This window comes from Granulicella sp. L46, assembly GCF_009765785.1.
In the GTDB taxonomy this organism is placed as follows: domain Bacteria; phylum Acidobacteriota; class Terriglobia; order Terriglobales; family Acidobacteriaceae; genus Granulicella.
The window spans coordinates 643,181-656,288 of the sequence record NZ_LMUT01000003.1; the positions used below are offsets into that span (position 1 = coordinate 643,181).

Consider the following 13,108-nt stretch of genomic DNA (forward strand, 5'->3'; position numbering starts at 1 on the left):
ACACACCTTGCGCCGCAAAGCCCATTCCTGTCTATCCCTTCACCTTCCGCGGCGTCCGAATACCGCCGCCACCTCCCGCCCCCCAAAGCATCTGATCCCTATAAGCCCCACCCGACCCAAGGAGCACCGCATGTCCGCCACCGCCCTCCGCCTGAACGCCTTTGGTCTCGACAACCTCTCGCTCGAACCCCTCGCCCTCCCTGACCCCGGCCCCACCGAAATCCTCGTCGATCTCCACGCCGCCAGCCTCAACTACCGCGACCTCATGGTCATCCTTGGCACCTACAACCCTAAGCAGGCTCTCCCTCGCATCCCCGGCTCCGACGCCGCCGGCATCGTCACCGCCATCGGCTCGGCAGTCACCCGCTTCAAAGTAGGCGACCACGTCACCAGCCTCTTCTTCCAGGACTGGCTCGACGGCCCCATCCAACCCACCACCGGCAAGTCCGCGCTAGGCGGCCCAATCGACGGCGTCTTCTCCACCCAGCACCTCTTTCCCGAAACCGGCCTCATCCACGCCCCCGCCGGCTTCACCCACGCAGAAGCCGCGACCCTCCCCTGCTCCGCCCTCACCGCCTGGAACGCCCTCGTCGAAAAAGGAAATCTCCACGCCGGCCAGACCGTCCTCCTGCTCGGCACCGGCGGCGTTTCGCTCTTCGCCCTGCAGATCGCCAAAGCCCACGGCGCCCGCGTCCTCATCACCAGTTCCTCCGACGAAAAACTAGCCCGCGCCCGCACCCTCGGCGCCGACGACGTCATCAACTACCGCACCACCCCCGACTGGGACCGCGAAGTCTTCCGCCTCACCGCGAACCGCGGCGTCGACCACATCGTAGAAGTCGGAGGAGCCGGCACCCTCCCTCTCTCCCTAAAAGCCGTAACCCCCGGCGGCCACATCTACGTCATCGGCGTCCTCGCTGGCAAAGGCCAGCTCATCGACCCCACGCCCATCCTCGCCAAGGCCATCCACGTCCAGGGCGTCTACGTAGGCAGCCGCGCCATGTACGCCCGCATGAACGCCGCCATCGACACCAACCACCTCCACCCCGTCATCGACAGTACGTTCCCCCTCACCCAGGCCCGCGAAGCTCTCACCCACATGCAGTCAGCCAACCACTACGGCAAAATCGTCCTCAACCTAAAAGCCTGACCCTCCGGAACGGTAGTCAGAGAACGGGCAAACCTATCCGCGATTCAGCCATCTTAGACGAACGAGGAGATATCGCTATGAACCGCAAATTGTTAGTTGGGCTGTTGGGATTAGGGATTGTATTGAGCGCGCCGCTGGTTGCGCAGAACACCGCGGATACCACGACGGCAAAGAAGCAGCTCAAGAGCGACCAAAAGGTAGACAAGCAGCAAGCCAAGGCGGACAAGGCGGAGAGAAAGGCACTCGGCACCAAACAGCAGAAGAAGGCTGATAAGGCTCAGGACAAGGCAAACAAGCAGGCCGAGAAAGCCTCCGATCCACAGGGTTAACCAGCGAACCTAGCGACTCCGAACCATCGCCAGCGCCGTCATGTCTTCCGGCACCGTCTTGCGCCAGAACGCCAGCCGACCCCACCGGCCCTGCTGAAACAAATGCGCCGCCTCCAACACCTCGCGGCACACTTCCGCTGCCGACTCCTGCTTCGAACTTCGCAGCACCTCCATAACCCGCTCAGCACCAAACGGAGTGTTGCCGCGCATGCTCTGCGTCACTCCTTTGGTGACGATCAGAAGCACCGCACCCGGCTCAAACGCCTGCATCGAAGCGTCATAGATCAAACGCGTAAACAGGCCGAGCGGCATTGCCACGTCGGGCAAAAGTCGCGTCCCCTCCGAATCCCGTATTGCCGCCGTCTGCCCGCCCGCGTTTACATACGCGAGTATCCCAAGCTGCACATCGTAGCAACCCACCATCGTCGGAGCGAAACGAATCTCCTTTGCGGGCCCCGTAATCCCTTCGTTGATCGCCTGCACCAGTAGCTCCGTGCCTTCCATCAAATTCACATCGCCGGCACCGAACAACTCAACGGCCTTCGCTCGAAACACCTCCTGCGCGCGCGCCGCGACTGGGCTGGCCTCGCCTCGTCTGCCCGCAATATCACTCAGGAGAAACACAACCCGCGAGCCCACGCGCACCGCATCAAAAAAGTCCCCGCCTGTGCGGTCAACATAATACTGGGCATGAAGATCAAGCCCATCGACGATCCCCAACTCCGCTCGCCGCGGCTCTTGATCGGATGCAGCCAGCTTCGTATCGACACCAGGCATAACACTCTCCACGATCGTTTGCTTTGTGAGATTGTAGTCCGGGTCACGCCCTTCGCGTGCTTTAACTTGCATAGCGTTCAGATTTGCTTCCGCCAAGCCCTGGCATGCTCTTACGACGCCATCCTGCGAGGCATCAACGCTATGCTTTCGAGACCCTTCCCCACAGCGCAGCTTCTTCCTTCCGTGCCGTCTTCAGGAGTCAGGGACTGCCGAGCCTGATCGCGGAATTCGTTGATCCCGATAAAAAATTCGCGCATCATCACGACAAAAAGATACTTCCCCCTGGTCGTCAATCGGATCACCGCAGAATCTGAAAAATCCAAGGCTCCATTCACCGTAAAGTAGGACAACTCCATAGCGAGTCCAAGCTCAACCGGCACCCCGAACCGGTCACGAAATTGCCTTCGGTCCAGCCCGGAGCCGAACAAATCCATCAAAAAATGGTAACGCATCTGATTATGGTGACTATACGATTTCGATCCCATCACCGGCCTCCGCCCACCCTGAATTTTCTTCTGTATAGCTCTTCAACGAAAAAGTGTTGACGTAGATGGTCCCATCCAAATAACTGAATGCCCCTGAGCCGATGCCGACGTACTCCTCCGTATCCACGATGTATTCATCGATTAAGCTGCCATTTTTGCGGGAAAACGCCCAACCAGTCGTTTGTTCAAACTCTCCAGCCATCTTTTCCAGGATCAACTGATAATCCTCGTACTCGCAATCGTAAGTAACAACGCCGACAGTTTGTTTCAGCGACTTCACGACCGACGATGGGCTCATCAATGGATAAAACGTGATCTGATTCGCGCCCGACCCCGACGCCAACTCGATATCCCTCAGCAGCACCTCTCTCGTTTGACCAGGAAAATTAAAGATGATGTCCACGTTCAGCGATTGAAACATTCCCTCTACGCTATGAATTCTTTTTAATATCTGCTCGCCGTCCCCGAAGCGCTCCAACCGGCTCACTTTATGAAGTAGCGCGTTATCAAAACTCTGGACCCCAACCGACATCCGCTGAACTCTTCCCGCCAATCTCTCAGCCAGGGCTGGCTCCAATTGATTGGGATTGGTCTCACAAGAGATATCTGTAATTCCAAAGAGTTCTTTAGCCAGATCAATTGTCGTTATCAATTCATCCAGCAGAATCGTGGGCGTCCCTCCGCCAAAATACAAAGACTGGAACTTGTAACCCAATGCGGCCGTCATGCGCATCTCATCGCGCAAGCTTACAAAGTAAGTTCTCGCTGCCGGCTCCTTATAAGCGAAGCGGTTGAATGAACAATACGGACACAGAACATCACAGAACGGTATATGGATATACAGCATGTAGCGTCGATCTAGCTTTGGACCAGGCAGGCTGGTTGCGCCGCTTTTCTCCAGTTGAAATGCATCTCGAGTGACAAACCGAAGCAGTGGCGTAAGAATTTTTTCCGATAGCATGGTGCGTACCTCAGGCGATTCCGGCAGACTGTCTTCGCAGCTCGAAGCTCCGTCCTTGATTCACGCTGCCATGGATCCTGACAAGCTGTTCGTTCTAAGCCTGACCCGAGTGTATGCCGTTCCATCGTGACCGCCATCACAGCAGCGCCACAATCCCCGCTTGTAGGGTTACACCCAGCACGATGACGAAGGGAGTAGTTTGTGGACTCCGGTTCAAGTGTGTTGGTAACAGATACCTCACGTCGAGCAGTCCTCTGTCTTTCAGCGGCTCCTACCTCTCCCTCCTTCCCATGCACCACAGCCAAACGGCTGAAGATTCGTACAATTCAGCTCGTTAACAGAGCCCTCACCGCGCCCTAATTTCACGGCAACGCGCGCACAGGCGAGAGGAAGCATCATGAACTACCCAATCTGGGACGTATCCTTTGGCGCAGGTTTACTCATAGCGCTCGTAGCCGGACTCCACGTCTTCGTCTCCCACTTCGCCGTCGGCGGCGGCCTCTTCCTTGTCCTCACCGAGCGCAAGGCCATCAAGAACCACGACCACGCCCTGCTCAATTGGCTTAAGGCCCACACCAAATTCTTCGTCCTTCTCACCGTCGTCTACGGAGCGGTCAGCGGCGTCGGCATCTGGTTCACCATCGGCCTCATCTCCCCCACCGCCACCAGCGACCTCATTCACATCTTCGTCTGGGGCTGGGCCATCGAGTGGGTTTTCTTCTTCGTCGAAATCACCGCCGCCCTTCTCTACCTCGCCGGCTGGGACAAGCTAAGCCCCAAACTCCACCAGTGGTACGGCTGGATCTACTTTTGGGCCGCCTTCGCAAGCCTCGTCGTCATCAACGGCATCATCACCTTCATGCTCACGCCGGGCAGCTGGCTCGACGTCCACAAGTTCTGGATCGGCTTCTTCAACCCCACCTACTGGCCATCCCTCTTCTTCCGCAGCGCCATCTGCATCGCCCTCGCCGGCATCTACGCCCTCATCACCGCAAGCGTCCTGAAGGACAAAGACCTCAAAGCCCGCATCGTCCGCTGGGGCGCTCTCTGGACCATCCCATCCCTACTCGCCCTCATACCCTTCGGCTATTGGTACATCCGCGAAGTCCCCGCCGCGCTCTTCCTCAGCGCCCGCGGCCTCATGCCCACCGCCACCCACTACGCCTTCCTCGCGTGGAGCCTCCTCGCCGTCACCTTCATCCTGATGCTGCTCGCCCTCTTCACCCCGCGCCGCATGCACCTCGTCTTCGCTCTTGTCATCGGCCTCGTCGCCCTCGGTGCGATGGACTCCTTCGAGTTCGTCCGTGAAGACGTCCGCAAGCCCTTCGTCATCGAAAACTACCTCTACGACAACTCGCTCTACGCCGCTGCCATGCCCGGCGACGGCGGCTTCACCGTCGACAACCTCAACACAGTCGGCGTCCTCCACTCCGCCGCCTGGATCGACCAACGCACCATCACCGCCGAAAACCAAATCGCCGTAGGCCACGAGATCTTCCGTGTCGAATGCCAGGCCTGCCACACCGCCAACAGCTACCGAGGCATCCATCAACTCCTCGAGCAGCGACAGTGGGATCCCACCACCACCCGCGCCATGCTCAGCGGTCTCGCCCTCATGCACAACGGAGTCATGCCACCCTTCGCCGGCACCGACCCCGAACGCGACGCACTAGCCGCCTACCTCAACACTCTCCAGACCATCACGCCCACACCCGCCACCGACGGCAAACTGATCTACCAGAACAACTGTTCCATGTGCCACCAGGATCATCCCAACGACCAGTTCTTCACCAGCATCGTCACCGACCCCAAGGCCGCCGCTGACTCCTTCAAGGACCTCACCAGCATCTTCCCCCTCATGCCCGACATCAAGTTGAACGAGCCCCAGCGCACCGCCCTCGTCCAGTACCTCAACACCCAGCGCCCACCCGCCCAGCACGCCCAGAATCAACCCAGCCCCGCAGCCGAAGGAGGCAAATAACATGATCGACCCCAGCATCGTTCCCATCGTCGACCCCAATCCGCTCCCCGCTCCCTACTGGCTCTTCAAGCTGCTGCTGCTCGTCACCTTCACCCTGCACATCATCGCGATGAACTTCATGCTCGGCGGTGCCTTCCTCGCCGTAGTCGCCCGCTTCACCTCAAAGGGAAAAGAGTTTCGCAACCGCATCTTCCTCGACCTAGCCAAGAAAGTTCCCGTCTTCCTCGCGGCCACGATCACGATTGGCATCGCGCCGCTACTCTTCGTACAGGCCATCTACGGCCAGTACTTCTACACCTCGACCATCCTCATCGCCTGGCCCTGGTTCCTAATACTGGTCCTCCTCTGCATCGCCTACTACGGCTTCTACTACGTCGTCTACAACGGCCAGCGCCGCCCCGGTCCCGCCGGCATCGTCCTTCTCGTCAGCCTCACGTTCGTCCTAATCGTCGGCTTCATCCAATCCAACAACGTCACCCTGATGCAGACCCCGGCCCACTGGGCAGCCAAGTACTTCGCCTCCCCCACCGGCTGGAGCAACAACCTCTCGGACCCCACGCTAATCCCGCGCTACCTGCACTTCGTCACCTCCGCGATCGCCGTCGGCGGCATGCTTCTTGTGCTCCTCGCACTGGCCCGCTGGAAGAGCGATCGTGAGTACGCCACTTACCTCTTCCAGTACGGCGGCAAGTCCTTCATGTACGCCACCATGGCCCAGTTCATTATCGGCACCTGGTTCCTCGTCACCATTCCACGCAACCTCCGCATGATCTTCATGGGCGACAACCCGCTCGCCTCGGTACTTTTCATCATCGGCATTCTCGGCACCATCGCCGCCATCTTCCTCATGTCCAACGCCATCCGAAAGCAGAACATCCGCGTCGCCGCTTACGGTGTCTCAGGGCTCCTCGCCGTGGTCATCATCACCATGATCATCATGCGCGACATCCTGCGCGACGCCTATCTCGAACCCTACTTCCACCCCCACCAATTCGCCGTGAAAACCCAATGGGCAGTCCTGCCAGTCTTCCTCGTACTCTTCCTCGCCGGCGTCGGCCTCTGGCTTCTCATGCTCAAGCGCTACGGCCTCTTCAGCGGCAACAAGCCTCCTCTAGCTGACACTACCCCAACGGCAAACGCGGCAGCCGAAACCGAAGTCGAGCTAGTCCACTAAAACTTCCTCCTGGAAACAGAAAAAGGAGCCATCACCGGCTCCTTCTCTGTTTAACCCCCCTCGCCCTCAGGCAAATCGTCCAATCCCAATCCCAATCACGTACGTCACGACGCCCTCCAGCAGTCCAACAAACGTCATCTCCAGCCCACTACTCCACCACGACCGAATCGTAATCAGCGACTTCGCCGCGCCCACCGCAAAGTGCGCCAGCAGCGAAACAATCGCCGCCACCAAAATCGCCGGATATCCCGCCAGGAAGAAAAACGGAATCACCGGCACCAGCGCACCCACCGCCGTCGACAACGCAGCCGTCGTGGCCGACACCCAAGGTTTGCTCAATCCCTCTTCACTCACATGCAGCCGCTCCCTCGCCAGCGCCTCCACCAGCTGCTCTTTCTTCTCCGCAATGTGTCCCACAAAATGGTCCGCATCTTCAGCCGACAGCCCCCGCACCTGGTACGTCAGCGACAGCAACTCTCGCGCCTCAGCCTCGTTGTTCTCCACCGCATCCCGCTCGCGTGCAAACTCCGCCTCATAAATTTCGCGCTCACTCTTCGCCGCCAAATACGCGCCCGACCCCATCGAGAGTGCGCTAGCAAACATTCCTGCCAGCCCCGCAATCAGCACAAACTTGCTGTTCCCCAGCGTCGCTCCCGACACGCCCGACACAATCCCGAAGATCGCGCCCAACCCATCATTCACGCCGTAGATTGCATCACCAATCCAGCTCGCGGCCCGCGGTTGACCCTTCTCGCGCTCGGCCACCAGCTCATCCAGCGCCTGCTGCGCCGCCTCCGGCCCCAGCGGCTCAGCCGGCAGATGATGACGAATCAACCCACCCAGCGTAAGGTAGTGATCCGCCTCATCCGAAATCACCTCTTTCAGAATCGCAATGCTCTCCTCATCGCCCAGCTCGCGAATCTGTTTTCCATAGCGCGCAATATCGCGACTCTCGTCCAGCTCCAGTCGCCGCAGTGCAAGATCCTGTCCGCCCACCCTCGTTGCCAGCGATCCAGCCTCACCCGACTCCGGCCCGTCGTATTTTGGGATCGCAGCACCCAGCACCGTCAGCCGCGTCGCCCACAGATCCGCATGGTGTTTCTCCGCCAGCGCCAGGTTGCGCAGCGTCCGCCGCCGCTGCAAGTCGCTCTCCTGGTCAGACAGTGCCTGATACGTGTGAAATCCCCGCATCTCCGCCTGCCAGTTGCTGGCCAGCGCTTCAATTAAATGTGCAGCGTCCTTGCTATTCATGAAAGTCTCTCATTCGTTTTCCCAATTCTCGCTTAACCCTCCGCTTTACGCTGTGACGGCCGTTCACGCTCTACCCTTCCCCAACCCCGCAACCGGCACCCCCGCCATCGACGACCGCTTCACCAGCCGCCTAACCTTCTGCGGCGACATTGCCAGCTTCTTCGCCACCCTCGAAATCTTGCACTCCTCCCGCATCCACACCCGCGGAATCACCAGCTGCGCAAACTGCTCCGTCACCTCCTGAAAACTCTTGCCCGTAATAATCCCCTGCGACCACGCCCGCAGCGTATCTTCAATCCCCACCACCTTCAGCAGCCGAGCCTTCAGCACATTCAACTCATCCACCGCATAGTCTGCATCCTGCGGGTCCAGCAGCGCCGACGCCGCATCCACACACCGCTGCGCCAGCTCATAATCATGAAAGAAATTATTCGCCGCCGTCTCCCCCAGCGCCACATAGGCATTCAGCAGCACGCGCTTATTCTCCATCGACTGCGCCAGCGTCACTGCCTCCATGCAATGCTGCTTTGCCAGCCGCGCATACACCGGAATCTCCTCAGCCGATCCCAGCAGCTCCTCCACCCGCGCATTCTCAATCATCCCCATCAGCGTGCACGCCCTCGCCCGCAGCAGCACATTATGATGTGCCTCCGCAATCTCCAGCGCCTGCGCCGCCTCCTTCGCCGACATCCCCAAATCACCGACATCCAAATGCAGATACCCCGCATTCAGCAGCGCCGACCCCAACCCGCCATGCTCCCCATGCAGCGTACAAATCTCCTTCGCGCGCTCCAGTTCCAAAATCGCGCTCCGATAAAGCTCCTGATACTGGCGATGAAACTCCCTCAGTCGCGACTCGCCAGACTTCCCCGCATCGCCCTTGCCGGTCTTCCGCGCCGCCGTCACATCAATATGCTTCTTCAACTGCGCCGCAAGCAGCCGCTTCACAAAACTTAAATTCGTAACTGCGCGCGCCAGGTTTGTATGATCTGGATGGCTGATCTCATACAGCGCCACGGCGCGCTCAAAGTGTGTCGCCGCCAGCGCATAGTCGCCATGCCTGCGCACAATCCGACCTCGCGCGCTCTCAATATTCCCCAGCGCAATCCAATGGTCCGTCTTCTTCAACTCCTTTTCGGCCTCGCTCAGCATCTGCAGCGCGCCCGCACTATCGCCATTCTGAAACACAATCCACGCCTGCTGAATCTTGATGATCGCCACCAGCGCCTCCGACCCCGGCATCGCATGTGCAATCGTGAGCGCCGCCAGTAGATGGTCTCGCGCCATGTCGTAGTCCGCCTTCTTGCGATGCGCGCGCGCCTTCCACAGATTTGCCAGCGCCTTCAACTCCGCATCCTGAAACACATCCTCCATCTGCAGCAGCCCACCCAATATCCGGATCGCCCCGTCCGCATCATTGGTCGACAGCGCATAGAACGCCTCCGTCATCCTCACCCGCACATACGCCGCCACACCCATCTGCTCCCGCTGCGCAGCCGTCAGCCGATCCAGCCTCTCGCGCAACAACTGCGGCTCGCGATACCCCACATCCACCCACTGCGCCAGCATCAACAAAACCTCTGCCCCATGCCGGTCATTCAACTCCAACGCCTTCCACGCCGGCTCCGCTCGATCCAGCAGCTTGATCCCTTCCGCAATACTCCGCCGCCGCAGGCAATCCATCATCGCGATCAGCCACTCGCGATCCGCCGCCACCGCTCTTGCCTTTCTTTCTGTCATTCCCTCTGGGAATCTGCTTCTGGTTTTGCTCTTGTCTTTCTTTCTGTCATTCCCTCTGGGAATCTGCTTTTGACTTTGCTCTTGCCTGTCTCTCGCACTCTTCGCAGTCATCCGAACCTCCGCTTGCTCACCAGTCTCCAGTGTCCTCTACCTCCACGTCTGTGTTCTGGCACACTTCGTTCACTAGCACGGTTCGTACCACCCCACCTTGCCATCGCGCTCGCAATCCACTCTACTCCGAAATAAGGCAACCACCCCACTGGAACCAAGGAGTAGAAAATGACCAAACAACAGCAGATTCAGCAGATAGAAACCAACTGGAACTCCCCTCGCTTCGCGGGCATCAAGCGCGGCTACACTGCCGAGGACGTATACACTCTCCGCGGCTCGGTCCACATCGAATACTCCCTCGCCCGTTCTGGAGCAGAGCGTCTCTGGAACGAACTCCAACACCCCGGCCACATCGCGGCCCTCGGCGCCCTCACCGGCAACCAGGCAGTCCAGATGGCGCAAGCCGGCCTCAAGGCCATCTACCTCAGCGGCTGGCAGGTCGCAGCCGACGCCAATACCGGCGGCCAGATGTACCCCGACCAAAGCCTCTATCCCGTCAACAGCGTTCCCCAGGTCGTCAAGGCCATCAACAACGCCCTGCTACGCGCTGACCAGATTCACCATAGTGAGACAACCGAACAGGCCGCAAACAAAGCCAGCGACACCAAGGACTGGATGCTCCCCATCGTCGCCGACGCGGAAGCCGGCTTCGGTGGCACCCTCAACGCCTTCGAGCTCATGAAGTCCATGATCGAAGCCGGTGCAGCCGGCGTCCACTTCGAAGACCAACTCTCCTCCGCCAAGAAGTGCGGCCACATGGGCGGCAAAGTCCTCGTGCCCACCCGCGAAGCCGTGCAAAAATTAATCGCTGCACGCCTCGCCGCCGACGTCCTCGGCGTCCCCACGCTCCTCGTAGCCCGCACCGACGCCAACGGCGCCCAACTCATCACCTCCGATTGCGACCCCATCGATGCCGAGTTCGTCACCGGCGAGCGCACCATCGAAGGCTTCTGTCGCATCAACGGTGGCATCGACTGCGCCATCGCCCGCGGCCTCGCCTACGCCCCCTACGCCGACATCATCTGGTGCGAGACCTCCGAACCCAACGTCGGAGAAGCCAAGAAGTTCGCCACTGCCATCCACAAGCAGTTCCCCGGCAAGCTCCTCGCCTACAACTGCTCCCCCTCCTTCAACTGGCGCGCCAAACTCTCCGAGCCCGAGATCCACGTCTTCCAGAAAACCCTCGCCGCCATGGGCTACAAGTTCCAGTTCGTCACCCTCGCCGGCTTCCACGCCCTCAACCTCTCCATGTTCGAGTTAGCCGAGGCCTACAAGCACGACGGCATGCTCGCCTACTCCCACCTCCAGCAGCGCGAGTTCGCCCTCGCCGACCAGGGTTACGGTGCCGTCCGCCACCAGCGTTTCGTCGGCACCGCCTACTTCGACAAAGTCGCCACCACCATCTCCCACGGCGAAACCTCCACCAACGCCCTCCCCGGCAGCACCGAAGAAGAGCAATTCGAACCCGAATCAGCCGCCGCCTAACCAACCCACAGTGCGCCCCGAATCGCAGGGGCGCACTTGCACTTGCCTTTTTTGCACTTGCCTTTGTCGTTGCAGTTGCAAGTTCTTCGCCGTCATCCTGAGCGGAGCGAAGGATCCCTGTATTTGTATTTGCATTTGCACTTGCGCTTGCCTTTCTTCAACAATTTCTAAAAGAAATTGTCATTCCGAGCGCAGCGAGGAACCTGCTGTCTTCCGTTCTTGCCTTTGCCTTCCTTTCGACCCTCCCCAAGCCACCCCAGGCCCTCACGCCAAGGGTGGCTTCTTTCAAGCGCCGCAGATCCAAGCCCCTAAGTCATCACGATCTCGAAGGGGCACGGCTTCAGCCGTGCCATAAACCTGTTCCTACCCATCGGCTTGAGCCGCCGAGGGTAGCCAGGCAATCTTTACCATCCCCACAATCCTCATCCCCCAGATAAATTCCCTCGCACCCAAGTAAAATAAACAGTGTGAAGAAGATCGCCGTCCTCGGCTCAACCGGCTCCATCGGCCAGAGCACCCTAAGCATCTGCGAGTCCCACCCCGACCGCTTCCATCCCATCGCGTTCGCCGCCGGCTCCAACCTCGACATCGTCTTCGAGCAGTGCCAGCGCTGGCGCCCACAGATAGTCTCCGTCGCCACCGAACCCCTGGCAGACAAGCTCTCAACCCGCCTCAAACAAAACGGCCTCACCGGTATAGAAGTCGTCCACGGCACGGCCGGCACAGTCCGCGTCGCCACCCTCCCCGCCGTAGACTTTGTAGTCGCGGCCATCGTGGGAGTAGCCGGCCTCGAAGCCACCTACGCCGCCGTTCTCTCCGGCAAAACGGTAGGCCTCGCTAACAAGGAATGTCTCGTAGCCGCCGGCGACCTAATCCTCGCCGCCGCCCGCGAACACAACGTAGACCTACTCCCCATCGACTCCGAGCACAACGCCATCCACCAATGCCTCCGCGCCGGCACCGCCGCCGAAGTCAAACAAATCTGGCTAACCGCATCCGGCGGCCCCTTCCGCAACACCCCGCTAGCCGACTTCGACCGCATCACCCCCGCCCAGGCCCTCAAGCATCCCACCTGGGTCATGGGCCAGCGCATCACGATCGACTCCGCCACCATGCTCAACAAGGGCCTCGAAATCATCGAAGCTTGCCGCCTCTTCAACCTTCCTCCCTCGCGCGTCAAGGTAACCGTCCACCCCCAATCCACCATCCATTCCTTAGTCGAGTACATCGACGGCAGCATCCTCGCCCAAATCTCCGTCACCGACATGCGCCTCCCCATCCTCTACGCCCTCTCCTGGCCCGACCGCGTCGCCAGCGACCTCACCTTCGACCTCGCCCATCTCTCCCAACTCGACTTCCAGACCCCCAACTTCGCCCGCTTCCCCTGCCTCCGCCTCGCCTACGAAGCCGCCGCAGCCTCGCAGAATCACTGCATTGCCCTCAACGCAGCCGACGAGATCGCCGTAGCCGCCTTCCTCAACGGTCAACTCTCCTTCAACGGCATTCCGCGTACAATCGAAAGGGTGCTGGCGCTAACCACTAGTGGTTCTCCTGCGTCCATCCCGGAGGTCCTCGCCGCCGATCTCCTTGCCCGCGAACAAGCCTCCGAGCTCGTCGCGAATTCTCAAGTTTTTTCATCCTGATCAAAGGAATATTTCGCTCAA

At 59.8% G+C, this 13,108-nt stretch carries 11 protein-coding genes; 6 read left to right on the top strand and 5 right to left on the bottom strand.

The window, feature by feature from the left end:
- Positions 1 to 130 precede the first annotated feature (130 nt).
- Entirely contained in the window at positions 131 to 1,150 is a 1,020-nt protein-coding gene (locus GSQ80_RS03630) for an NAD(P)-dependent alcohol dehydrogenase (RefSeq protein ID WP_158786121.1), read from the top strand.
- A 77-nt stretch (positions 1,151 to 1,227) separates the two neighbouring features.
- Positions 1,228 to 1,479 carry a hypothetical protein gene (locus GSQ80_RS03635; RefSeq protein ID WP_158786122.1) on the top strand — a complete coding sequence of 84 codons (252 nt, stop codon included), beginning with the start codon at positions 1,228 to 1,230 and terminating at the stop codon, positions 1,477 to 1,479.
- A gap of 9 nt (positions 1,480 to 1,488) precedes the next feature.
- Here GSQ80_RS03635 and GSQ80_RS03640 read toward each other — a convergent pair whose 3' ends face one another.
- The 3 genes from GSQ80_RS03640 to GSQ80_RS03645 form a co-directional block, all read right to left on the bottom strand.
- Positions 1,489 to 2,256 (bottom strand): PP2C family protein-serine/threonine phosphatase, encoded by a 768-nt coding sequence (locus GSQ80_RS03640; RefSeq protein WP_158786123.1) that lies wholly within the window; start codon positions 2,254 to 2,256, stop codon positions 1,489 to 1,491.
- 110 nt (positions 2,257 to 2,366) lie between these two features.
- Entirely contained in the window at positions 2,367 to 2,741 is a 375-nt protein-coding gene (locus tag GSQ80_RS22960; protein ID WP_216850111.1) for a hypothetical protein, read from the bottom strand.
- The gene (locus GSQ80_RS03645) at positions 2,722 to 3,702 is read right to left on the bottom strand and encodes a coproporphyrinogen III oxidase family protein (protein WP_216850113.1); all 981 of its coding nucleotides are present in this window, start codon (positions 3,700 to 3,702) and stop codon (positions 2,722 to 2,724) included. Before GSQ80_RS03645 ends, GSQ80_RS22960 begins: the two co-directional genes overlap by 20 nt.
- Before the next feature lie 397 nt (positions 3,703 to 4,099).
- Here GSQ80_RS03645 and GSQ80_RS03650 point away from each other — a divergent pair, with 397 nt between their 5' ends.
- Together GSQ80_RS03650 and GSQ80_RS03655 are read left to right on the top strand one after the other, a co-directional pair.
- Complete coding sequence (locus tag GSQ80_RS03650; RefSeq protein WP_158786124.1) at positions 4,100 to 5,683, top strand: c-type cytochrome; 1,584 nt, start codon at positions 4,100 to 4,102, stop codon at positions 5,681 to 5,683.
- Position 5,684: 1 nt separating this feature from the next.
- Positions 5,685 to 6,857, top strand: coding sequence for a hypothetical protein (locus GSQ80_RS03655; protein WP_158786125.1), 1,173 nt, complete (start codon positions 5,685 to 5,687; stop codon positions 6,855 to 6,857).
- A 66-nt stretch (positions 6,858 to 6,923) separates the two neighbouring features.
- On the opposite strand, the gene GSQ80_RS03660 is transcribed toward GSQ80_RS03655, so the two are convergent.
- Together GSQ80_RS03660 and GSQ80_RS03665 are read right to left on the bottom strand one after the other, a co-directional pair.
- Positions 6,924 to 8,108, bottom strand: coding sequence for a VIT1/CCC1 transporter family protein (locus GSQ80_RS03660; protein WP_158786126.1), 1,185 nt, complete (start codon positions 8,106 to 8,108; stop codon positions 6,924 to 6,926).
- 63 nt (positions 8,109 to 8,171) lie between these two features.
- A complete protein-coding gene (locus tag GSQ80_RS03665) occupies positions 8,172 to 9,848 on the bottom strand; it encodes a hypothetical protein (RefSeq protein WP_158786127.1) in 1,677 nt (558 codons plus the stop codon).
- A gap of 279 nt (positions 9,849 to 10,127) precedes the next feature.
- Here GSQ80_RS03665 and aceA point away from each other — a divergent pair, with 279 nt between their 5' ends.
- Entirely contained in the window at positions 10,128 to 11,444 is a 1,317-nt protein-coding gene (gene aceA, locus GSQ80_RS03670; RefSeq protein ID WP_158786128.1) for an isocitrate lyase, read from the top strand.
- A gap of 467 nt (positions 11,445 to 11,911) precedes the next feature.
- Positions 11,912 to 13,087, top strand: a complete 1,176-nt coding sequence (gene dxr / locus GSQ80_RS03675; RefSeq protein ID WP_158786129.1) for a 1-deoxy-D-xylulose-5-phosphate reductoisomerase — start codon at positions 11,912 to 11,914, stop codon at positions 13,085 to 13,087.
- The last annotated feature ends 21 nt before the right edge of the window (positions 13,088 to 13,108 follow it).